Source organism: Psychromonas arctica DSM 14288 (assembly GCF_000482725.1).
In the GTDB taxonomy this organism is placed as follows: domain Bacteria; phylum Pseudomonadota; class Gammaproteobacteria; order Enterobacterales; family Psychromonadaceae; genus Psychromonas; species Psychromonas arctica.
Genome location: NZ_KI519480.1, coordinates 94,320 through 116,486, shown reverse-complemented (window position 1 = coordinate 116,486; position 22,167 = coordinate 94,320). Strand labels below are relative to the sequence as shown.

The 22,167-nt window shown below is 38.2% G+C and carries 17 protein-coding genes; 4 read left to right on the top strand and 13 right to left on the bottom strand.

What is annotated here, in order from left to right; translation table 11 throughout:
- Positions 1 to 397 precede the first annotated feature (397 nt).
- The 4 genes from aroA to gyrA all read right to left on the bottom strand — a co-directional run bounded on the left by aroA (position 398) and on the right by gyrA (position 6,987).
- Positions 398 to 1,690, bottom strand: a complete 1,293-nt coding sequence (gene aroA, locus H592_RS0116590; protein WP_028869751.1) for a 3-phosphoshikimate 1-carboxyvinyltransferase — start codon at positions 1,688 to 1,690, stop codon at positions 398 to 400.
- Between the two features lie 14 nt (positions 1,691 to 1,704).
- Positions 1,705 to 2,841 (bottom strand): histidinol-phosphate transaminase, encoded by a 1,137-nt coding sequence (hisC, locus tag H592_RS0116585; RefSeq protein ID WP_028869750.1) that lies wholly within the window; start codon positions 2,839 to 2,841, stop codon positions 1,705 to 1,707.
- A gap of 244 nt (positions 2,842 to 3,085) precedes the next feature.
- Complete coding sequence (gene serC / locus H592_RS0116580; RefSeq protein WP_028869749.1) at positions 3,086 to 4,174, bottom strand: 3-phosphoserine/phosphohydroxythreonine transaminase; 1,089 nt, start codon at positions 4,172 to 4,174, stop codon at positions 3,086 to 3,088.
- 77 nt (positions 4,175 to 4,251) lie between these two features.
- Positions 4,252 to 6,987, bottom strand: a complete 2,736-nt coding sequence (gene gyrA, locus H592_RS0116575; protein WP_028869748.1) for a DNA topoisomerase (ATP-hydrolyzing) subunit A — start codon at positions 6,985 to 6,987, stop codon at positions 4,252 to 4,254.
- 639 nt (positions 6,988 to 7,626) lie between these two features.
- Here gyrA and ubiG point away from each other — a divergent pair.
- On the top strand, positions 7,627 to 8,286 hold the full coding sequence (gene ubiG, locus H592_RS0116570; RefSeq protein ID WP_156916146.1) for a bifunctional 2-polyprenyl-6-hydroxyphenol methylase/3-demethylubiquinol 3-O-methyltransferase UbiG: 660 nt from the start codon (positions 7,627 to 7,629) through the stop codon (positions 8,284 to 8,286).
- A gap of 373 nt (positions 8,287 to 8,659) precedes the next feature.
- Here the strand turns inward: ubiG and H592_RS0116565 are convergent, their stop codons facing one another.
- The 4 genes from H592_RS0116565 to H592_RS0116550 form a co-directional block, all read right to left on the bottom strand.
- Positions 8,660 to 9,727 (bottom strand): ComEC/Rec2 family competence protein, encoded by a 1,068-nt coding sequence (locus tag H592_RS0116565; RefSeq protein ID WP_028869746.1) that lies wholly within the window; start codon positions 9,725 to 9,727, stop codon positions 8,660 to 8,662.
- A gap of 8 nt (positions 9,728 to 9,735) precedes the next feature.
- The gene (locus H592_RS0116560) at positions 9,736 to 10,335 is read right to left on the bottom strand and encodes a hypothetical protein (protein WP_028869745.1); all 600 of its coding nucleotides are present in this window, start codon (positions 10,333 to 10,335) and stop codon (positions 9,736 to 9,738) included.
- Entirely contained in the window at positions 10,335 to 11,006 is a 672-nt protein-coding gene (locus H592_RS0116555; RefSeq protein ID WP_028869744.1) for a hypothetical protein, read from the bottom strand. The genes H592_RS0116560 and H592_RS0116555 overlap by 1 nt, the downstream gene beginning before the upstream one ends.
- A gap of 463 nt (positions 11,007 to 11,469) precedes the next feature.
- The gene (locus H592_RS0116550; protein WP_028869743.1) at positions 11,470 to 12,489 is read right to left on the bottom strand and encodes a transposase; all 1,020 of its coding nucleotides are present in this window, start codon (positions 12,487 to 12,489) and stop codon (positions 11,470 to 11,472) included.
- Positions 12,490 to 12,828: 339 nt separating this feature from the next.
- Between H592_RS0116550 and H592_RS0116545 the strand changes: the two genes are divergently transcribed.
- Positions 12,829 to 13,515 (top strand): lysophospholipid acyltransferase family protein, encoded by a 687-nt coding sequence (locus H592_RS0116545; protein WP_028869742.1) that lies wholly within the window; start codon positions 12,829 to 12,831, stop codon positions 13,513 to 13,515.
- Between the two features lie 258 nt (positions 13,516 to 13,773).
- Here the strand turns inward: H592_RS0116545 and H592_RS0116540 are convergent, their stop codons facing one another.
- From H592_RS0116540 to H592_RS0116525, 4 genes are all read right to left on the bottom strand, one after another.
- Positions 13,774 to 14,082 (bottom strand): hypothetical protein, encoded by a 309-nt coding sequence (locus H592_RS0116540; RefSeq protein WP_028869741.1) that lies wholly within the window; start codon positions 14,080 to 14,082, stop codon positions 13,774 to 13,776.
- A 309-nt stretch (positions 14,083 to 14,391) separates the two neighbouring features.
- A complete protein-coding gene (locus H592_RS0116535) occupies positions 14,392 to 15,336 on the bottom strand; it encodes a sensor domain-containing diguanylate cyclase (RefSeq protein ID WP_028869740.1) in 945 nt (314 codons plus the stop codon).
- Entirely contained in the window at positions 15,336 to 16,145 is an 810-nt protein-coding gene (locus H592_RS0116530; protein WP_028869739.1) for an alpha/beta fold hydrolase, read from the bottom strand. Before H592_RS0116530 ends, H592_RS0116535 begins: the two co-directional genes overlap by 1 nt.
- Before the next feature lie 320 nt (positions 16,146 to 16,465).
- Positions 16,466 to 18,274 carry a protein adenylyltransferase SelO gene (locus H592_RS0116525; RefSeq protein WP_028869738.1) on the bottom strand — a complete coding sequence of 603 codons (1,809 nt, stop codon included), beginning with the start codon at positions 18,272 to 18,274 and terminating at the stop codon, positions 16,466 to 16,468.
- A gap of 479 nt (positions 18,275 to 18,753) precedes the next feature.
- Here H592_RS0116525 and H592_RS24955 point away from each other — a divergent pair, with 479 nt between their 5' ends.
- Together H592_RS24955 and H592_RS0116515 are read left to right on the top strand one after the other, a co-directional pair.
- Positions 18,754 to 19,152, top strand: coding sequence for a DUF2061 domain-containing protein (locus tag H592_RS24955; protein WP_028869737.1), 399 nt, complete (start codon positions 18,754 to 18,756; stop codon positions 19,150 to 19,152).
- Between the two features lie 136 nt (positions 19,153 to 19,288).
- On the top strand, positions 19,289 to 20,194 hold the full coding sequence (locus H592_RS0116515; protein WP_051369222.1) for a bile acid:sodium symporter family protein: 906 nt from the start codon (positions 19,289 to 19,291) through the stop codon (positions 20,192 to 20,194).
- Between the two features lie 258 nt (positions 20,195 to 20,452).
- On the opposite strand, the gene H592_RS0116510 is transcribed toward H592_RS0116515, so the two are convergent.
- Positions 20,453 to 22,093, bottom strand: coding sequence for a dihydroxyacetone kinase subunit DhaK (locus tag H592_RS0116510; protein WP_028869735.1), 1,641 nt, complete (start codon positions 22,091 to 22,093; stop codon positions 20,453 to 20,455).
- Positions 22,094 to 22,167: the final 74 nt, after the last annotated feature.

The following is a 22,167-nucleotide window of genomic DNA, read 5'->3' as shown; positions in this document are numbered from 1 at the left end:
TACAACGCCCTAAAGTGATATATTTTGCTGTTACCTGTTGGATATTTAAAAGATGTTAACAAAGATATAAAAATAACTGACAAAATATTGACAATTTAGACATCTGGCTTTTAAAAAAGTAATGGCAAAATATTAAGGTAAGTGAGTGCTTCATTGAACAATTAGCGCTTATAACATTAATGATTCATTTTTATAGCACTAATCATTAGTACTTATGAAATTCACAATAATGTCTGATCAAATTTAAAATAATGCCTAATGAAACTTGCTGAACTTTGCACCTTGAATGGTAACGGCTATAGATGTTAAAGAAATAAAAAAACCTACCGAAGTAGGTTTTTATTAGACCGTTAATGATCGTGCTATAAACGCTTTTTATCGCGTCAAATAAACACAATTAAAAACTAACAGACGCTAATTTTTCAAAGTAATCAGGAAAAGTTTTAGACGTACATTTTGGATCGTTAATAGTCACAGGTGTACCACTTAATGCCACCAATGAAAAACACATCGCGATACGGTGGTCGTCGTAAGTATCAATTTCAGCATGTTTGATTTGTGCAGGTGCCGTCACTTCAATAAAGTCATGGCCTTCAACCACTTCTGCACCCACTTTACGTAATTCAGTCGCCATCGCGTATAAGCGATCGGTTTCTTTCACACGCCAGTTATAAACATTAGTGATTTTAGTGGTTCCTTCAGCAAACAAAGCCGCAACCGCAATGGTCATCGCCGCATCAGGAATATGATTCATATCCATATCAATGGCTTTAAGCTCACCTTTGCTGGCTTTAATGTAATCATCACCCCATTCAATATTAGCGCCCATTGCTTCCAATGCATCAGCAAATTGAATATCACCCTGAACTGATTTTTTACCAATTCCGGTCACTTTAATACTGCCGCCGCCAATCGCCGCTGCCGCTAAAAAGTAAGAAGCCGATGAAGCATCACCTTCTACTAAATAGTTGCCAGGTGCTTGGTAAGTTTGTCCGCCTTTAATCACAAAGCTTTGGTACTCGCCATTAACATTATCTACTTCAACACCAAAGTCTTGCATAATTTGCAGCGTGATTTTGATGTAAGGTTTTGATACTAGTTCACCCACAATATTAATCGTTGTATCTTCAGAAGCCATCGGTGCTGACATTAAAAATGCCGTTAAAAATTGGCTTGAAACGCTACCATCAATAGAAATAACACCGCCCTTCAGGCCAGTACCTTTGATTTTTAATGGCGGGTAATTTTCATTCTTTAAGTAAGTAACATCTGCCCCAGCTTGCTTTAATGAATCCACTAAAGAGCCAATTGGGCGCTCAAACATACGTGGCTCACCGGTCAAAGTATATTCACCTTGGCCTAAACATAATGCAGCACATAATGGGCGCATCGCGGTACCTGCATTACCTAAAAATAGTTCGATATCACCTAGAGATTGGGTATTAAACGCATGTCCTAACCCTTCCACCACACATTGCTTTTTATCCGCTGACAATTGGTAATTAACGCCCAACTTGGTTAACGCATTTAACATGTGACGAATATCGTCACTGTCTAATAAGTTTGTTAACGTGGTTGTCCCCTTTGCCAATGCAGCTAACAATAAGGCACGATTTGACAAGCTTTTTGAGCCCGGTAAATTAATCTCACCATCGACTTTCTTAATCGGGTTTAATAATAACTGTTCCATAGTATTCGTTTCTCTTATTGCAAATTTAAAACTTTAGTAAGTGCTTGCTTGAAGCGTTGATTTTCCGCTTCAGTACCAATACTGATACGCAAATGGTTAGGTAAACCGTAACCCGTGATCGGACGTACAATGACACCTTCTTGTAATAACGCTTGGTAAACCTGATCGCCCGTCTTGTTATCAACCATCTTCTTATCGGCAGGGTTACCGACATTCACGGTAATAAAGTTACCCATTGAAGGAATATACTGTAAATTATTGGCATCAAAAAAGGCACTTAAGTCTTTCATTCCCGCATTATTTAACGCAACACTTTGTGCAAGGTATTGCTCGTCTTGCAAAACAGTTTCAGCGGCTTTTAACGCGAGTGCATTACAATTAAACGGCTGACGAACACGATTTAAAATATCAGCAATGTCAGGGTGTGAAATACTGTATCCAACACGTAATCCCGCTAAACCATAAGCTTTTGAGAAAGTACGAGAAACGATTAAGTTAGGGAACTCTTTAATCCAAGCAATGGCATTGCCACGACGTGTATTGTCTGCATATTCAAAATAGGCTTCGTCTAATACCACTAATACTCGCGCCGGTACTTTTGCTAAAAAGTCTTTGATTTCTGCTTGCTCTAAAAACGTACCCGTTGGATTATTTGGGTTAGCAATGAAGATAAGCTTAGTTTTATCGGTGATAGCGGCTACCATCGCGCTTAAATCATGACCATAGTCTTTCGCTTTAACCACGACCGCTGTCGCGCCAATCGCCTGTGTCACTAATGGATAAACCACAAATGCATGCTCTGCAAACATCACTTCGTGACTGCTATCAACAAAAGCACGCGCAATAAGTTCTAACAGATCATTTGAACCATTGCCCAAAGTAATTTGATCGTTATTAACCGAATATTTAGTGGCAAGTGCTTGCTTTAGATAAAAACCATTAGCATCTGGATAACGCGTTAATTCCGTTAACTCTTTTTGTAATGCTAATTTAACTGACTCGCTTAACCCGAGCGGGTTTTCATTTGAGGCAAGCTTTACAATATCAGTAATACCTAATTCACGTTCTAACTCATCGGTTGGTTTACCTGCTTGGTACGGGCGTAATTTTTGTACTCCAACATTGGCCAAGCTTAAAAAATCATTACTCATTCCAGTTCCTTACAATGCTTTATTTTTCTTTGAATCTGCTCTTTATGGGCATTCTTTATAGGTGTTTTTATATGTGTTCTTTATAGGTATTGTTAAAAGCAATTGTTTAAAATGCGTGGCGTATTACTTATAAAGACCATTTAAAAAACAACTTAAAAACACCACTCAAAAAAACCATTTAAAAAGTGTTAGTTTAGGTTATTCAAACATAACACTTTAAAACAGATGATTTTTAGAGGTTTACTTAGGCGTATTTATTCTCGAAAACAGCCATAAAATCAACTAAAGCTTGTACACCTTCAATCGGCATTGCGTTATAAATGCTAGCACGCATTCCGCCAACTAATTTATGCCCTTTTAAAGTTAATAGGCCCGCAGCTTTAGCTTCACTTAAGAAGGTTTCATTTAAACTATCATCAGCTAATGTGAAAGGAATATTCATACGGCTACGTACACTTGCATCTACATTATTAGTATAAAAATCAGACTTATCAATTGCGTTATAAAGCAACTCTGCTTTAGCAATATTTTTCTGCTCAATGGCTGCTATGCCACCTTCCGCTAATAACCATTTAAACACAAGACCGGCTAAATACCATGAGTAAGTAGGCGGTGTATTGTACATTGAGTCGAAGTCGCTTTGAATTTGATAATCAAAAATAGACGGAATAGCTGTACGTGCATGGCCGATCAAATCTTCACGTACAATCACAATCGCCAAACCAGATGGGCCAATGTTTTTCTGTGCGCTGGCATAAATAACACCAAATTTTGAAACATCAATGGTGCGTGACAAAATGGTTGAGCTCATATCAGCCACTAACGGTACTACACCTGTTTCAGGCACATCAAATATTTCGATCCCTTCAATGGTTTCATTAGGGCAATAATGTACATAAGCCGCACCGGCGTTAACATTCCAATCCGCACTCGGTTTAACAGCAATTTTACCTTGCTCTGTGGTTAACATGATATCGGTCTCATGAATACGAGCATGTTTTTTAGCTTCCGCCACGGCAGACTTAGACCACTGCCCTGTGACAATATAATCAGCGTCTAATTTATCACCTAACAAATTAAGCGGTACAGCAGCAAATTGGCCACGTCCACCACCATGACAAAACAGCACTTTATAATTATCAGGAATAGCCATTAATTCACGTAAATCCAGTTCAGATTGTTTTGCCATAGCAACATATTCAGGACTACGGTGACTCACTTCCATCGCCGAAACGCCTAAACCTTGCCAATTACAAAACTCGCTTTGCGCCTGTTGCATTACTGCTTCAGGTAACATCGCGGGACCCGCACAAAAGTTATATATTTTTGTCATTGCTAACTCTCTTAAAAAGTTGACTCTTTTAAAACAAAATAAGCGGCTATTGCCGCTTATTAAATTGTCATTAACCGTTATTCAGGTGCGTCTGTTGGTTGCTCATCGACATTTTCTAATGCCTCTGATTCACCTTCTTGTACTTCACCCTCAACGACCGCTGGTGCTTGTAATACTAAGTCACCATTTTCATCGTAAACAGGCACATCTTTGATTTCTTCAATACGTTGTAATGCAACGATTTTTTCATCTTCAGCGGTGCGTATTAAGGTAACACCTTGTGTATTACGACCGACCACAGAAACCTCAGAAACACGAGTACGTACTAACGTACCACGGTTAGAGATCAACATGATTTCATCATTATCATCGACTTGAACCGCACCAACCACTTTACCGTTACGCTCACTCACCTTGATTGAGATAACACCTTGCGTAGCACGACTCTTAGATGAGTAATCGTCTAATGGCGTACGTTTACCGTAACCATTTTCTGTGGTTGTTAATATATGACCCGTTGCATTAGGTACAATTAATGAAACGACTTTACCGCCTTCATTTAATTTAATACCACGAACACCCGTTGCCGTACGACCCATTGGACGAACACCTTTGAACTTAATCTCAGGGTTACCGTTTTCATCCAGTACAACATTACCTTCTTCATCGGTTACTTCGCTTTCTTCCGCTTCTTTAAAGCGAACCACTTTACCTGCGTCCGAGAACAACATGATTTCGTTTGTACCATCAGTTAACGCCACACCGATCAACTCGTTATCATCGTTTAGGTTAATCGCAATCAAACCACTTGAACGAGGACGACTGTAAGCACTCAATGCGGTTTTCTTAACCGTACCGTTAGCGGTTGCCATGAACACATATTTATCATCTTCATATTCACGTACTGGTAAGATGGCAGTAATACGTTCGCCTTCTTCAAGCGGCAGAATATTCACAATCGGACGACCACGTGCTTGACGAGACGCTAATGGTAGTTGGAATGTTTTCAGCCAGTACAAACGACCACGGGTAGAGAAACATAAAATCGTATCATGCGTACTTGCTACTAACAGTTTCTCAATGAAATCTTCATCTTTCATCTTAGTTGCAGCTTTACCTTTACCACCACGACGCTGTGCTTCGTAATCTGATAACGGTTGGTACTTAACGTAACCTTCGTGAGAAAGTGTCACAACCACATCTTCTTCAACGATTAAATCTTCCATACATAAATCAGATTCGCTTTCAGTGATTTCAGTACGACGTTCATCATCAAAGTTATCACGCACTTCTTCTAATTCTTCTTCAATCACTTCCATCAAACGCGCAGGACTCTCAAGAATGAATAATAAAGCAGCAATGATTTCTAATAGCTCTTTGTACTCGCCTAAAATTTTCTCGTGCTCAAGGCCCGTTAACTTGTGTAGACGTAAATCTAGAATTGCCTGTGCTTGAATTTCAGTCATGAAATATTGGTTATCACGAATACCAAACTCAATCGCTAAGCCATCAGGACGAGCAGCATCAACACCGCTTGCTTCTAACATAGAAGCAACAGCACCTAAATCCCAACCACGAGACTGTAGCGCTAATTTTGCTTCAGCTGGTGTTGGAGACTTACGGATCATTTCAATGATAGCTTCAATGTTAACCAATGAAATAGCTAACCCTTCAAGGATATGTGCACGGTCACGCGCTTTACGTAATTCAAATACCGTACGACGAGTAACTACTTCACGACGATGTAGAATAAACGCTTCTAACATCTCTTTTAGGTTGAATAGTTTTGGTTGACCGTGGTCAAGTGCAACGGCATTAATACCGAATGTTACTTGCATTTGCGTTTGTGCATAAAGGTTGTTTAAAACCACTTCACCCACTTCGCCACGTTTAACTTCAACCACCATACGCATACCGTCTTTATCTGACTCGTCACGTAGTGCGCTGATACCTTCAATTTTTTTATCTTTAACAAATTCCGCGATTTTTTCAATCAAACGCGCTTTGTTAACTTGGTACGGTAATTCATGAACCACGATCGTTTCGCGACCGGTTTTTTCATTAACTTCAATATCCGCTTTAGCGCGTACTTTAATTTTACCGCGCCCCGTATGGTAAGCTTCAACAATACCTTTACGACCATTAATGATGCCCGCTGTTGGGAAGTCAGGACCTGGGATATGTTCAATCAACTCATTGATCGTAATATCTTCATCTTTAATTAGCGCTAAACAAGCACTGATCACTTCACCTAAGTTATGAGGTGGAATGTTCGTCGCCATACCAACCGCAATACCCGATGAACCATTAATTAATAAGTTAGGGATTTTAGTCGGTAACACTTCAGGAATGAATTCAGTTCCGTCATAGTTAGGTACGTAATCAACGGTTTCTTTTTCTAAATCGGCTAACAATTCATGCGCTAATTTCTGCATACGGATTTCCGTATAACGCATCGCTGCGGCGCTGTCGCCATCAACAGAACCAAAGTTACCTTGACCATCAACTAACATGTAACGAAGAGAGAAGTCTTGCGCCATACGAACGATGGTATCGTAAACAGCGGTATCACCATGTGGGTGATATTTACCGATCACATCACCAACAACACGTGCTGATTTTTTATAAGGTTTGTTCCAATCATTACGTAGTACATTCATGGCAAACAGAACACGACGGTGAACGGGTTTTAGGCCATCACGTACATCGGGCAAAGCACGACCTACGATCACGCTCATTGCGTATTCAAGATAAGAATTTTTTAATTCATCTTCAATATTAATTGGAGAAACGTCAGAGGCAAATTCGCTCATAGAAACTTAAATCCTTAATTTAGTGGAAATAGACTGAATTTAGTAAGAGGCCGATAGTAGCACAAATGCACCTTGGCAGAAGCGTTTTAATGTGCAAAATCGCCTGAGAATCGTTTTATGGCGCAATATGGGGCATTTATTAACTAACTGCTCATTTTTCACACAACCACTTGTGGCATTTTAAGCCCCTTAGAATCGCAAAATACATTCTCTCGTATTATTGTCATCAGGTTTTATTCGTTTCTCACAATTGGCTCTGGCAAAAAACAAGTAAAACTATCAACAATTCGCGACCACAGAGCAAGCCAAATTGTAATCATCTTCTATGTTAAAAACTCTGTTATAAACTATTAATGCTCAATAACTATCAAAAATCATGCCTTTTAATCATTCTCGCGATGCAAGATTAACCAAGTTAATCGCTCGAAAGCTCAATTTTATACCTAGCCGCTAAGCACAATTTGGTTTGTTGATTTTGTATCTTGCAGTATCATGGGTACAAAAACCGCAACTAAATAGGATGACAATAGCGTGGCTGAAAACACCCCATCACAGAATAACGCAGCACAAACGACCTCATTACAAGATAATGCGCTGGAAGCGAATGTCGATCAGCAAGAAATTGAAAAGTTTTCTGCGATGGCGGAGCAATGGTGGGATTTAGAAGGTGATTTCAAGCCTTTACATATGCTCAACCCAACGCGTCTGGAATACATAGAGCAAGGTGTTGATGGGCTATTTGGCAAGAAAGTAGTCGATGTAGGTTGTGGCGGCGGCATTTTAGCAGAAAGCATGGCGATTAAAGGTGCAGACGTAACGGGCATTGATATGGCACACGCGTCATTACAAATTGCCCGTTTACATGCATTAGAGACTGAAACTAAGGTCGATTACCAAAAAACCACTGCAGAGCAATTTGCCCAAACTCATCCACAAGCCTTCGATGTCGTGACTTGCATGGAAATGTTAGAGCACGTGCCGGATCCGGCTTCTGTTATTCAAGCGTGTTGTGATTTAGTAAAACCCGGTGGCACTGTTTACTTCTCAACAATCAATAAAACATGGAAAGCGTACCTAATGATGATTTTAGGCGCAGAGCATGTGTTACGTTGGGTGCCAAAAGGGACGCATGAATATGAGAAGTTTATTCGCCCTTCGCAGTTGTTGAGTGCGATTGATACAACGCAGTTACATTGTGATGACTTGTGTGGTGTGGAATATAGTCCGTTGATGAATGGGTTTAAGATCACGCAAAATGTGGATGTGAATTATATGTTGAAGTGTATGAAGGTTGTTTGATTTGTATTGATGTGGGTATTGGTTCGGCTTCGCTCATCGAGTTGAATTGGTATTTCCAGCTTTGTGTTCCGCCCTAACGGCGTGTTACTTTCTTTTGCGTGCCCAAAAGAAAGTAACCAAAGAAAAAGGCACACCGACTCGCTTTCTGATCCAACCAACTAACGCATTTTAAACGTACCGTTTCGGACGTGCATCCATGCACTAGCCTCGACTATCCCAAACATCCTGTTTGGTTTTACTTAAAATGCGTTAATTGTTTGGGGAAGCTTGACGGTGGAGAGTTGTAGCCGCGTTGATCATGAAATTAATTCACTAACCTATTGATATAATAATGTTAAATTTACAAGTTGCAAATATTTTTGATGTGTTCTTGTTAGAGTTCTACCATACTTCTTTTTGATTCAGCTACCTCTACCGAACCAGACATTGTGTCTACAAGAGCTTTCACATGGCCTGTTACTGATTCTTTAGGCTTTAAATTTTTACAAAAATTATCAATATCTTTCTGCAATCTTTTATCTCTTAGCAGTTTTTTAGGTATTTTTGGTGGTGAAGTAATATAAACAGAATTAGATTCTCCTTTGATTCTTTCTATATCTTCAGAACGAGGTAAAGATGAAGAGTTGTATGTGGTTAGTATGGAGCATGGTTTTTGAAGCATTTCACTCCACACTTCATCATGATGTCCTGTTCTCGAACCATGATGCGGGACTTTGAATAATACAGACTTTCTCTTAGATACTTGTTTAGACTTTAATATAGCCGACCATCCATAAAGCTTATCAGGATTATACTTAGGTTCTTCAAGATCTCCTCCTAGTAATATGGAGACATCTTTAACTGTGATTGCTAAGGCAATAGAGTTATTATTCGGCGCTTGTTTTAATATATGTACCCTAGGATTTTGAACTTTGAATTTATTGTATAAGTCATTTAATTCCATTAAGGAATTAGTCTCTGAATGGCTAGATGGAGAAAGAGCTACGACATTTATGTGATTAACATCATCTCTGTAAAGACATTTACCTTCAGATGCGTAGATAGGTGGTATTTTATTGTTTCTATAATGTTCTCCCAACCCAAACATAACTCTTTTCATTTCTTTAGCACTATTTAATTCACCTAAAGATTGGTCTTTGGCTAGAGATGTAATAAAAATAGTAAATTCTTTTTTTGTGAATGCTGAAGGAATTACAACGCTTGCATTTGTACAATTGAAAATGACCTCTGACATCCCAGCAATGTGATCACTATGCCAATGTGTAACAATTATTAACTCAACAACTTCTTCTGGATTTAAATTTTGTTCTTTTAAGTATTGTAAGGCGATCGGCTTCCCTGACTCCTTGTCGATAAAAGAGTCTACAATAATCCACTTATCATTCGGCAATTTAACAAGTACACATTCTCCAACCCCTGGACCAAATAGTGACACTTCCATCTAGATATTCACTTATCAAATTGCGCAAAAAAATCATCTAACTCACTAGCTTCTTTTTCAGCTAGTTTAAACATCGGCTTAGATAGCGGCATCAAATGTCTAAATGCGATTTTTGATGTTTTATACTTTGTTTTATTAATCGTCTTATAACCAATAGTCCAATAGAATGACAATCCTACTGATAGTTTTTCGGTTTGCTCGTTAGAAAGGTCTTCCATTTCAAATTCTGCTATTTCTTCTTGTAAAGAATCATTATTCATATCTTTTACTACAGTAATAAAATAAGAATCATGAATTTCTGATACAAACCCATTCCATTCAGCAATAACTTTGAACTTATCTGCAGCATTACCTACGACTATATTTTTAGTTAAATCTGTATTTTTGGTTAAATCTGTATTTTTAAAAGGTGAATTAGCACCTCTGAAATTCGTTCTATTTTTTTCTTTAAAGGGTAAATTATCATCACGCTCATATAAGTTTAAATCACCCATCCTATTGTGGTAGTTAGTTTTTCTTTGTATTGAAAGATCATCTAAGTCACCATAAAGGCTACCCGTAGAACTTACGGTTTGATTACTTTCAACTTTTGAATTTATTTGGAGCATTATACCTCTCCTTCAAATTTGTCCATTAATGCAATTGACGCTCGTAAAGTAAAGTCCCATTCAGTATTAAATATGCTATCAAACTTATCTTCATCGAGTATTTTTTTATATTCTAAGTGCTCATTAACTAAAACCTCCAATGAATTATCCTTCATTGGAGAAACTCTTATTTGACAATACCCAGAGTATTTTCTTTTTGGATCATCTATTTTAACTGCATAGCCATGTAAACCAAAATTAACTTTATCGGATCCACCTTCATAAATTTTTTCCCATATCGTTTTTGGCATCACTTTGTGCCCCACTCTATGCCATTCTTTTTGATCATGACAATAAATTCGACGAGTAAAATTAAATCCAATCTGTTGTATTTTATTTTCTAGAGAAAATGCACTTAATAAATTAAAGCAATAATCTCTTAGTGGGTACTTCTGAGAAGCATCAGAAGTTGTAATTGTTATTCTTTCTGGATTTATATCAAGTAGCATCCCAGAGGTAGAAACAACAATTTGTAAAGGAGTTAATAACTCTATATTTATAGTCTCAATAAATTCATCAGGGAAGACTTTCTCTTCGACTATTCTTTTAAAGCTTAGATCGCCACTAAAAAAATCGTCCCCAATAACAACAATAGCGAATGTTTCGTCTGATGCCGGACCTTTATGTATCATCTCATTTCACTTATAGCTTGATTTAAAAGTAAACACGTTAGAAATTATAAAAATTAATTAGTATATTTTTCAAAATATGACTTGATATGATGTTTAAAGAATATCTATTCAACTGATACTACAATCTAAATATTAGTTAGTCAATGTACTCTATAGAATAGAAAATACGGAAAAGTAAAGCGCTGAACATACATTGAAACAAGCAATATCAGATAGTTATAATAAAATAAAAACGCGAAAAAAACGCGGATAAAAAAACGCGGACATCCATTAATTTAAACAACCAAAAACAAAGCTATTTTCATTAGTCAAAAATAAAAGTAATTACGAAAATAGTTTCTTTAATCGTGAAATATATAAATTTGAGGGCGTTTGAGACAAATAATGGCTTTTTCAAATATGAAAAACTTTAGCGGTAGCTAATAGACGAGTTTATTATGTTGTGAATAGAAAAATGTACTGGTTAATGCAGTCGTAATTGATTCTTACTCGCTATCCAGCGTTTACCAGTGTTGCTTGCATAAGCTGCTAATGCTTCTAACGACCCCACTGCTCCGTGATAATCTTTACCAAAATTACTCGCTAGTGATAACCAAGTATCATCATCTAAACCAAGCATTGATAATAACCTAGGTCGTTGATTTGAAATAGCACCTCGTTTATCTTCCCTTATTATTCGCCCACTCCAATCAACTAACTCAATATAATCTAATAATGAAAATGGGATACCTGGAATGTTGTTTTCATTATTATGTTGGCTCTCATCACCCACAAAGCCAAATAAGGGCTTTTTAGTAAAAGTATATTCTAGTGGCTTTTCTTGCTGTTGGGCAACACCAACTTTTTTGCAAGGTAACAGGCGTTCGTAAACAGATGTGTATTCTGACGTTTCTACACTGATAGTCATTTTTGCTCGCACTGGATTCAAATCAACATAAGCCATGCAAGTTAACAATGCATCTTCATCTAATAATGCTTGGGATTTAAATCGTCCTTCCCAAAACCGGCCTGTACAGTCATCTTCTTTATTGGCTTTACGCGCAATGAATTCATTTAAACAGCGCATAAACCATGAAATATCCACTAATCTTCCTCTCCATCCTTCGATAATAGCTAATGCAGCTTTGTTTTCAGCCTCAGAGGTTGTTTGTTTGGATTGCCAACGCTCAACGAGTATAGGTTTTGAATAAAGCTGACACCAGCGCTCACAAACTTCTTCATGACTTAAGCTTTCGTTAAGCGCTTCGTCGATATGTAACACAAGGTGATAGTGGTTAGACATGATAGCGTAGGCGCAAATATCGATATTAAACAGAAAGGCTAGATAATGCATGCGTTCAACAACCCACTGCCGTCTATGTTCAAATGACTTTTCCGTGTATTTATCTTCTCCACACAGATAAGCTCGTCGAACACAGCGAGAAATACAATGGTAATAAGGGGTATCAGATAACGACACTTGGGATTGGCGAGATTGAGTCATAACAAACTACCTCCTAGATGCAGAAATGAGCATTTCTAAAAGATAGTTTAAGCATTGTAATTATTCAAATGGATGGGTGTCCGCAATTTTCATTTCCGCAATTTTACATTACGATCCATCCAGCACTTTATTGTTAATCTTTTTATTCGCTCATCTGCGCTCGTCGAGTCAGTTTAAAAGTTAGTTAATTAAAAGTGAGTTAATTAAAAGTGAGTTAATTAAAAGTGCCAAATAGAGCTCATTTCGCTCCATCTTTCATTAAACACCTCAATTAAACATTAGATCCTCATCTCATGTATGATGCCACCATTTTAATACGATTAAGCAATAGGAATTCAATTGACACTACACCGTATCAAAACAGCTCTCTACGCACTTTATTTAACTAATAAATTTGGTTTTAAATTAAGAGGTGAGCACAGTGCCAATGACGTCACAAAACTACGTTTAGAGTATGCAGAAACACTATTATCGCACTTAAAAATAAGCATCAACGTTGAAGGCGCAGATAAAATCAATAAGGGACAACCCTACCTTATAGTCTCAAATCACCGCAGTATTATTGACCCTTTGATTGTCGAAATGGCGCTAAAAAAAACGGGTATTAACGGTTTATGGGTAGCTAAAAAAGAGCTTTATAACTCATTCTTTTTTGGCATGTTTACCAGAAATGCAGGGACTGTATTACTGGATAGAGAAGCTAAAACAATGAATGGCTTTTTCACAGAAATAAAGAAAAGAGTCAAGAGTGGTTATTCTATTTGCGTATTTGCAGAAGGCACGCGTAACAAAACAGCGGAGACCTTAGCAGAGTTCAAAGAAGGCGCACAAATTATTGCAATGAAAAACAGGTTACCCATATTACCTGTTTATATAGAAACGAACGCCAATGAAGCCTTAGAATCTTCATTACAAAATACTGATAGAGATCTAACAGCAAGCATTATTGTTGGTGATGTTATTGATTACAAAGATCGCTCTGATACGCTTCAAGCGCTTTATAAATCGCGATTTGATCTTGATTAGTAGGTAGTTGAAGTTTTCATTTTTTGGGGCTTAGTATTTCTCGTTCCCATGGTCCCCGTGGGAATGCATCGCTTGCATTGGTGTTTTTTGGTAGTAGCTCGTCGGGTCAGTTTGATATTTCCAGCTTCGTTTTCCAACCTCAAAAAGTGCTGCAAAAAGAGCTGTGCAAAAAGTAAAAGTGCTGGACACCCAATCATTGAAACAAGCAACATCAAGTAGTTACAATAAATTTTTACTCAATTTAATTTTCTGTTTCTTTTAATTACTTGGTTTATCTACTTTTTCATTTTTACCTAAAAAGGTAATCAACAGTGCTACCAAAACGCCTACAAAACCGATGCCTGAAAATACAACACTATATTCACTCTTAATACCAAAAATATTTAATAAACTGGTTATTAACAATAATGATATTCCAAGTGTTTTTATTATGGTTAATCGCTTATTTAAGCTAAACCAAGTGTTACAACCGGGGCATTGTTTTTCTACATAGATACTATTTTTATTTATATTTTTAATATCTTTAGGGTTAATTTTTTCTTTACAACTTGGACACGTTAATTTCACTATTAATCCTTGAGTCTTGCTTGTTAATTTTATTTATTAATATATAAGAATCTCGAGAAAAAACCAATGAAGCAAAGCCTTGTCTTTTGCCTTTAAGCTAAAAAATAGAACCTTACTCAAAAACCAATGAGGCCTGGTCATGCCTTTTGCCTATGCATTGCCTAAGCAAAGCGATTTACTAATAAATAAAGTCGATGCTCAATGTGGCAGCATCCATTTCACCGTTGTGTTTTTCTGAAAAATTACAAGAGCTAAACACCTATAAACGATTAATTTTAAGAAAACGATGAGGTATGCCTTATTAGCGAGTTACAGCATGCTATTAAGATTTTTTATACCAGTTCTGTTGTAAAGTTCTGTTTTGTTTCGACCGGATTCTTTGGCTTTATATAATGCAGCATCAACTTCAGCATATAGTGTTTTGAATATGCTATCCGGAGTACTGATCGTGAGCCCTATACTGGCTTTAATATAATTTTCACCAGCTTTAACTTCTCCTATTAATTGGTGTAAGCGCTGGCAAAACAGTATCGCATCTTGTTGATTTGTATCGTTCAATAGAATCAAAAACTCTTCACCACCAAAGCGAGAAACTAAATCTGTTTTTCGTGAAAATTCTTTTAATCGAATCCCTAGTTCCTTTAGCACACGATCACCTTCGGGATGTCCGTATACATCATTTACTTTCTTAAAATGGTCAATATCAAGTTGTATTAACGCAACGGAATGGTGAGACCTTACAGCAAGTTCAATTGCTAGAGTACTTCTGTACTTCATTTCTCTTCTATTTAATAAAGTCGTTAATTCATCTGTTGATGCAAGTAGTTTTAATTGCTCCGCTTGTTGCTCGAGTGTTTCTCTTGCTTGAATTAACTCTTCGTACAACTTATCTCGTTTTGTTGCGTTAAAGAAACTCCAGTAGATAAGGCCGGCGTTATCACTTTTTACGTTAACCGTAATTGGAATACGAATACCTTTTCCATTGATCATGGTTAACTGCATCTCTTCACAAATTTTTTCGTGTAAGAGTGTTGGAATTAAATAAGTTTGGTAAAAAACCTTAGAAGCCAGCGTAAAAATAATGTCTGCACTTTTTCCAATCAGCGCATTGGGTTCCCACTCCAATTCTGTCGAAAAATAATCATTACAATAAACAATCTCTTTTGAAACATCGGTTATAAAAACACCGTTGGGCAAGTTATTTAAGGTATAGGTCGAGATAGCTGAGTCTAAAGTGGTTTGCTTATCTTTCATTATTTATTTAAATATTCAAAGATAGAATTTGTGATTTGCTCGGGGTGAGTCATATGTAAACAATGCCCATCAGCTTCTACAACTTCAAGTTCACTGCCGGTTATATTTTCATTGATAAACCTCCCTATTTCAGGGGAAGCTAATGAATCGTTTTTACTTTGAAATATTAATGTGGGTTGTTTAATGTCTTTTAATATATGTCGATAATCAGATAGGAAAGTCGCTTTAGCAAACCCTTTTGCAACAACAGGGTCTGTGGAGCAGAAACTACTAGAAAGCTCGCCAGTAAGTTCACTTGGATTATTATCACCCATGACTAACGGCGCTAAATAATTCGCCCATCCAATATAGTTTTTATCCATCAAATTCAATAACTCGAGCAAATCTTGTTTTTCAAACCCACCTAAATAATCAGGAGGAAAGTTTAAAAAACAGGGAGATGGACAAATCATGATCATTTTTGAAAAAAGTGTGGGTACTTCTATACTCGCAAGGGTGCCAATAATACTGCTAACGGAGTGCCCAATAAAAATAGCATCTGAGAGTTGTAATGCTTCACCTATTTCGATGATGTCCTTTGCGTAACCCTCAAGGCCGCTATAGCGTTCTTTATCATATTGAGAGAGATCAGAACTACCAGACCCCACATAATCAAAGAGCACGATTTTAAACTTTTTTTCCAGCACTGGCGTGATAAAGCGCCACATATTTTGATCGCAACCAAAACCATGTGCCAGCATTAAAGTTTTAGACCCAGTGCCAATCACTTTGACGTTATTACGCGTGAGTACATCATTTGAAATAGGCATATCATTCTCATTTTATTAGTGGCTAAATAACTAAATACCTAAATACCTAAATACCTAAATACCTACTTAGTGTAAGTTAGAAATGATTATTACTTAAAGTAATTTATGATTAATTGCCAACTCGCACGAAATAAAAAAGATATTTGAGCAATGATTCGTTAATAAACCGGGCTTGGTCGCCGACAGGGCGAAACCCAAAACTAATTAACATCCAAGTGACTAGACAAGCGCAGACGAGTTAGCGCAGTAGCTCGCCCCACCCCTAAATCCCCCAACCTACAACAAGGTTTGCAGGTCAGATTTTACTATAAACCCAAGGTTTACGACGAACAACTAAGATGCGATATACCCCCTACTTTAAAGAACTCAAGCGGTTTCAATCGGTAGTATTTATCTTCCACTTGCTGCGACTGCTCTGCATATGGCTGATTCATCACCTCTTGCAACTCTCGAATTAAAGCGTAATCACCAACTGTTGCTTGCTGATAAGCAGGCTTAACTAACCACTCTCGTAAAATATATTTGGGGTTAACCAATCTCATCTGACTAGATACCTGTTCAAGGGTTCTAGGCGCAATCGCATTTGCATCACAGTCACTATTGAGCAGTGTTTTCCATTTTACGAACCACTCTACCCAACGCGTATCTGTCTGCTGGGTGTCTGACTCGCTTGCATTACTTGCGGTATTATAAAAGCTTTTTTTCAGTGGACGAATGTCCTTGGGTATCGACGATAACTCTCGAAAGAAAATAGTATAATCGACAGGCGTTTGCATCATCAGCATGTGTAGCTCGTTAAGTAATGCCTTGTGTGAAGCGGTGTTTAACGTGCTAAGTCCCAACTTGGCAGCCCACATGGCTTGCATTTTTGAGTGCATGATTGTCGAGAATTCACGCTGAATCTCATCCAGTGCTAGCAAATAGCTTTGATCTGATGCCAGTAAAGGTCGTAACGCCGAACAAAACATCTCGAAGTTACTTTGCGCTGCTTTGGGTTGGTTCATGAACGAATAGTGATTACCGCCCCCTGTCCAAGGTTGATAGTACGGGTTAAACACATCGCAAAATCCAAAGGGGCCATAATCAAGTGTAAAACCACCAGCGGCGCAGTTATCACTGTTAAAGTTACCTTGGCAGAAGCCAACACGGATCCAATTTGCTATCAGTGACGTCAGGCGTTCACGAAACTCACGCGCCAACAGCAATACTTTTTCTGGCATGGAGAGCTGGCTATCGACAACCTCTGCGTACTCACGATCGATCAAATGCAACACCATTTTTTCGAGTTCCTGCATCGCATGAAGCTGATCATCCAACTGTTCATAATATTGACCATCTTCACGGGTACGGCGAGCGAATAGTTCAAGTTGACCGATGCGAATAAATGACGGTGCAACGCGTGTCGAAATAGCCACGGCTTCAGAGAACATCATGTCAGGGTTTTCCGAGCGAGAGCCTTCTGAATACCAAGCACGCTTGACCGTTTCTGTTTTGGAAACGTACAAACTCAACGACCGTGATGTAGATACGCCAAGTGCATGCATATGCTCTTGAGCCAAGAACTCACGAATGCTCGATCGTAAAACGGCACGTCCGTCGGCACCACGACAATAAGGAGTGCGACCACCGCCTTTTAACTGCATTTCCCAACGTTGACCATTAATAACCGCCTCAAGCACAGAAATGGCGCGACCATCCCCATACCCGTTGCCCGTTTGGAACGGGCATTGATGAGTGTATTCAACACCATAAATAGAAAGTGCATATCCCGTCGCCCAACCGACCTTGCGCATCGGTTCAGGAACCTGAGAAATATCACCGGAGAACATGCTAATGAAATCAGCAGATTCAGCCATCGTGTCAGCTAGGCCAAGTTCGCTAAAAAAAGTGTTACTGTGCGCAACATACTCAGGGTCTTTAATCGGTGTTGGGTTAACCGGAACATAATGACCCGAGAAGACTTGTCGTGGCGCATAGTCAACGCCGTTTTCCGTCGCATCAGGATCACAGTTCAGCGTATCCATAAGCGAATAGTTTGCCAACTTAGCAAGCTCGCCTAACGTAGCGATAGTAGGCGTTGATGCGGGAGGTATAGTCGAGTTGTTTTTCTCAGGCAGTCGATTTGTCATAGTGTTTTATACCAAGGTTCATAGAGATAAATATTAATGCTTACTATCTTACCGCGTTATTTTGGAGAGTTCAGTGTTAATTACAACTGTCTCGTTAAACGATCATTGATAGTTTATTTTTTTGCTTAGCTCTTCTACGTTGCTTGGGTCTGTTTGATTTGTATATACAGCAAGTGCTGAACATCCATTAATTAAGACTAACAATATCAACTCTTTGCAAGTAGCCGTATACGACTATTTATACAGTCAACAAACGTAACTTATCATCTAACCAGCCAACATAAATCATGTAAAAAATTCAGCTAGTTAATCCAAAATATAACAACACTCCTATTAAAAAATGAAGCCACAATAAAACCTATCAATAGCACCTATAAATAATACCTATCAATAAAATAGGCATTTCCACCTTGACTAAATGATAATGATTATCAATAATATCAACAAAGAAAAAGAAAGCATACTATGAGGGATACACAATGATTAAAACAATGACTTTTGCAGTGATCCATTTCAGCATCGCAACCTTAGTTGCTTTTGCTTTAACAGGCGATTTTTTATTAGGAAGTTTGATCGCGATTATCGAACCAGCAGTTAATACTGTCGCCTTTTATTTCCATGAAAAAATCTGGCTACATACACCGTTCCTTAAAAAGAGAGAATCGATGACAAAGGTCAAAACAGTGAGTTTTGCAGTTATTCACTTTAACGTTGCATTCATTGTCACTTACCTTTTAACCGGCGACGCTTTCTTAGGCGGACTAATGGCAACTATTGAACCAACGATCAACTCTTTTGCTTATTTCTTTCATGAAAAAGCCTGGGGTTTCAAAAAGAAAAATACAAAATTTAGTATTGAACAACCTATACGTGCTTAATAAGATACTCAGAACATGAGTTAAAGTGTGCAGATACACTTTAGAAAAACGATAAAGAATGCGCCATATCAAAACGATAAACCATAACACCCAGTAATATTAATGCCATCAAGTCGATCCTAAACTAAGGGTATTTATGGCACCAATTATCGCGCAAGCTGTTACTCAAGTGATGTTACCTATTGTATTGGGTATTGTAATGTTAGGGATGGGATTAAGCTTACAAATAAAAGATTTTAAAGCGGTATTAAGGTCTCCTAAAGTCGCCATTATTGGTTTTTTATTACAATTACTTTTACTACCGATATTAGCGCTATTTATTATTAAAGCTTTTGCCCTTAATCAGACAGCGGCTGCCGGACTTTTTTTATTAGCATTATGCCCCGGTGGGGCGACATCAAACTTATTTTCATTTATTGCTAAAGGTAACCTTGCCTTAAGTGTTTGCTTAACCAGTGTCGTCAGTATGTTATCGCCATTTATTCTCCCGATCGCCTTTATTGGTTTTATCCATTACAGCGGTAGCCTAGATAGCCAACATTTTAACTTGCCTTTATTACCAGCAATGAAACAGCTCGCCTTAGTCACCTTATTACCGACTATTATTGGTATGTGTATTCGTTATTTTGCCGATCAATGGTCGCAGTCTGTGCTCCCTTTAATTAAAAAAGGGTCAACTATTGCTATGTTATTAGTGGTTAGCGCGCTTGTTTTGACTAACTTAAATATCATTCCTGCGATGCTTTCTTTGCATGGCGCAGCTGTTGTTACCATGTGTGGTTTAGCGTTAATCATTGCCTATTTTATTGCTGGCAAGTTTAATGTTAATGAAACCGATAGAAAAACTATTGCAATAGAAGTGGGTGTTCAAAATGCAGGCACCGCGATGATGATTGCATTTACCATCATGCATCAACCTGCACTAGCAACGATCCCTTTGATGTATGGACTTTTAATGAATATACCTGCATTCATTTTTGTATATTGGCTCTTACTCCGAAATAAAGAGAAAATGATTATGCCGCTAAAGGTAACTCCTTAGGCTCATTTAATCCGCTCATGCTTATCTTAAATTAAAAATTACGCAGGAAAAAAGGGGCGAGTTTATGATAAAAGTTGCTGTAAATGTTCATTCCCTTTACAAAACTTTTAACGCGAAAATAGTTTCTTTTAACCAGTAAGATTAATCAGTTAATTAGCGGAGTTGGTATTGGTTGAAACGAGGTGATTTTATAAATAAGGATAGCGCCGCACAGGCCACAGCTATCCTTAACTATGTGTGATTAAAGATAAGTTAGGCTTATTCTTTAAATACAGAAAATACTCGCTCAATCGCCAGAGAACCTGGGTCTTTAACGCCTTTCAAACTATCACTGTTTAAATAAGATGAACGCCCCGCTTTCGCTTCAATCATAGTCGAAGTGCTTTCAGCACCAAGCCTTGCAGCTTCAATTGCTTCAATAAGCCCGTCTTTTGCCCATGCTTCAAAAGCAGGATACATAGCATCAATCATGGTGCAATCGCCCTGTTTGGCACCGCCGTATTCCATCATCTGTTTTAAACCCGCTTGTAACGCGCTCACTAGGTTTCTATTTTTAGTGTAGTCGTTACCTGCCGCGGAGAAGAAAATGGAAAGCAGTACACCAGAAGATCCTCCCATAGCCGTCGAAAGTTGTTCACTAATCACATTTAATAAAGCCCCGATATCATTCAAGGGAAGGTTATTTGCTTGCAGTTCGGCTTTTATTTGAGCTGCACCCGCGGCAAATGTTGAGCCGGTATCACCATCTCCCACTAATGAGTCAAGATGATTTAATTCTTTCTCTGCTGCCAGTAAGGTTGATGTTATTTTGCTTATTACCTCAGCGACTTGCGCATTTTCTGATGCAGTGAAAGCGACATTAATAGATGCTTTGTCTTTTTTTATTACTTGTAATTGACGTAATTCGACGGGTTGTATCCAAGCATCTGTTTGTACTGGTGCTAATAGCGCTTCTGAATGGCGTTTATTTAATTCCAAATAGGAGATTGAAAAGCCTTTCATATCAATCGCAGTCATCATTGCTGCTGGGCCTAAGATTAATTGGATATTATCCTTTAGCGCTGATTCGAGGATATCTTTTGTGATCAAGCTCATTTCTAATGGTGAAACACCGCCAAGGTTGTTTATCATCAGAGCAATTTTAGTATTACTCGAAGATAGCGTAGCTTTTAATTTTTTGACCATGATGGCAACAACATCAGAGCAAGATGTCATATTAATCGTCGTTATTCCTGGCTCACCGTGAATGCCTAAGCCTAATTCAGCTTTACCTTCAGTAATACGTTGGCTACTTTCTTCACCAATCAGTGAGCAACTGCTTAAAGCCACACCTATACTGGCAGTGCCATCAATAGCGGCTTGTGCAGCCTCTTTTACTGCAGATAAGTCATTCCCCTGCTCGGCAAAATAACCAGCCACTTTATGAACAAATATAGTACCAGCGATACCACGAGGCCTGAGATTATCTGGAATAGATATATCATCCGCAACAATCACCATTTCTACATTCAGCCCCATTTTCTTGGCTTTTTCACATGCTAGGCCAAAGTTTAGGCGATCGCCGGTGTAGTTTTTAACAATGACTAAACATCCCTTTTCTCCGGTCACGTGCACAATGGCATTGAGTACGGCATCCACGCTTGGTGAAGCAAATACATCGCCACATACCGCAGCAGTCAACATTCCTTTACCGATAAAACCTGCATGTGCTGGCTCATGTCCAGATCCACCACCGCTGATAATTGCCACTCTATCTTGCTGCCAGTCACTTCGAGTGACAATACGGATCCTTGGGTCAACATCTAGACGAGCTAGGTTATTATGTTTGTTGCTATACAATATGCCATCAATTGCATCGTGGACTAAGGTTTCTTTATTATTGGTAAATAATCTGCTCATACCGACTCCATTTAGCATTACATGTTTAGTTTCATCTTATAAATTTTTAAGGATTAATTTGATTCAACTGGGAA

Bases quoted from the DNA above. Each gene is read 5' to 3' on its own strand.
- aroA (WP_028869751.1), bottom strand. From the start codon at position 1,690: ATGGAACAGTTATTATTAAACCCGATTAAGAAAGTCGATGGTGAGATT.
- hisC (WP_028869750.1), bottom strand. From the start codon at position 2,841: ATGAGTAATGATTTTTTAAGCTTGGCCAATGTTGGAGTACAAAAATTA.
- serC (WP_028869749.1), bottom strand. From the start codon at position 4,174: ATGACAAAAATATATAACTTTTGTGCGGGTCCCGCGATGTTACCTGAA.
- gyrA (WP_028869748.1), bottom strand. From the start codon at position 6,987: ATGAGCGAATTTGCCTCTGACGTTTCTCCAATTAATATTGAAGATGAA.
- ubiG (WP_156916146.1), top strand. From the start codon at position 7,627: ATGGCGGAGCAATGGTGGGATTTAGAAGGTGATTTCAAGCCTTTACAT.
- H592_RS0116565 (WP_028869746.1), bottom strand. From the start codon at position 9,727: ATGGAAGTGTCACTATTTGGTCCAGGGGTTGGAGAATGTGTACTTGTT.
- H592_RS0116560 (WP_028869745.1), bottom strand. From the start codon at position 10,335: ATGCTCCAAATAAATTCAAAAGTTGAAAGTAATCAAACCGTAAGTTCT.
- H592_RS0116555 (WP_028869744.1), bottom strand. From the start codon at position 11,006: ATGATACATAAAGGTCCGGCATCAGACGAAACATTCGCTATTGTTGTT.
- H592_RS0116550 (WP_028869743.1), bottom strand. From the start codon at position 12,489: ATGACTCAATCTCGCCAATCCCAAGTGTCGTTATCTGATACCCCTTAT.
- H592_RS0116535 (WP_028869740.1), bottom strand. From the start codon at position 15,336: ATGAAAGATAAGCAAACCACTTTAGACTCAGCTATCTCGACCTATACC.
- H592_RS0116530 (WP_028869739.1), bottom strand. From the start codon at position 16,145: ATGCCTATTTCAAATGATGTACTCACGCGTAATAACGTCAAAGTGATT.
- H592_RS0116525 (WP_028869738.1), bottom strand. From the start codon at position 18,274: ATGACAAATCGACTGCCTGAGAAAAACAACTCGACTATACCTCCCGCA.
- H592_RS24955 (WP_028869737.1), top strand. From the start codon at position 18,754: ATGATTAAAACAATGACTTTTGCAGTGATCCATTTCAGCATCGCAACC.
- H592_RS0116515 (WP_051369222.1), top strand. From the start codon at position 19,289: ATGGCACCAATTATCGCGCAAGCTGTTACTCAAGTGATGTTACCTATT.
- H592_RS0116510 (WP_028869735.1), bottom strand. From the start codon at position 22,093: ATGAGCAGATTATTTACCAATAATAAAGAAACCTTAGTCCACGATGCA.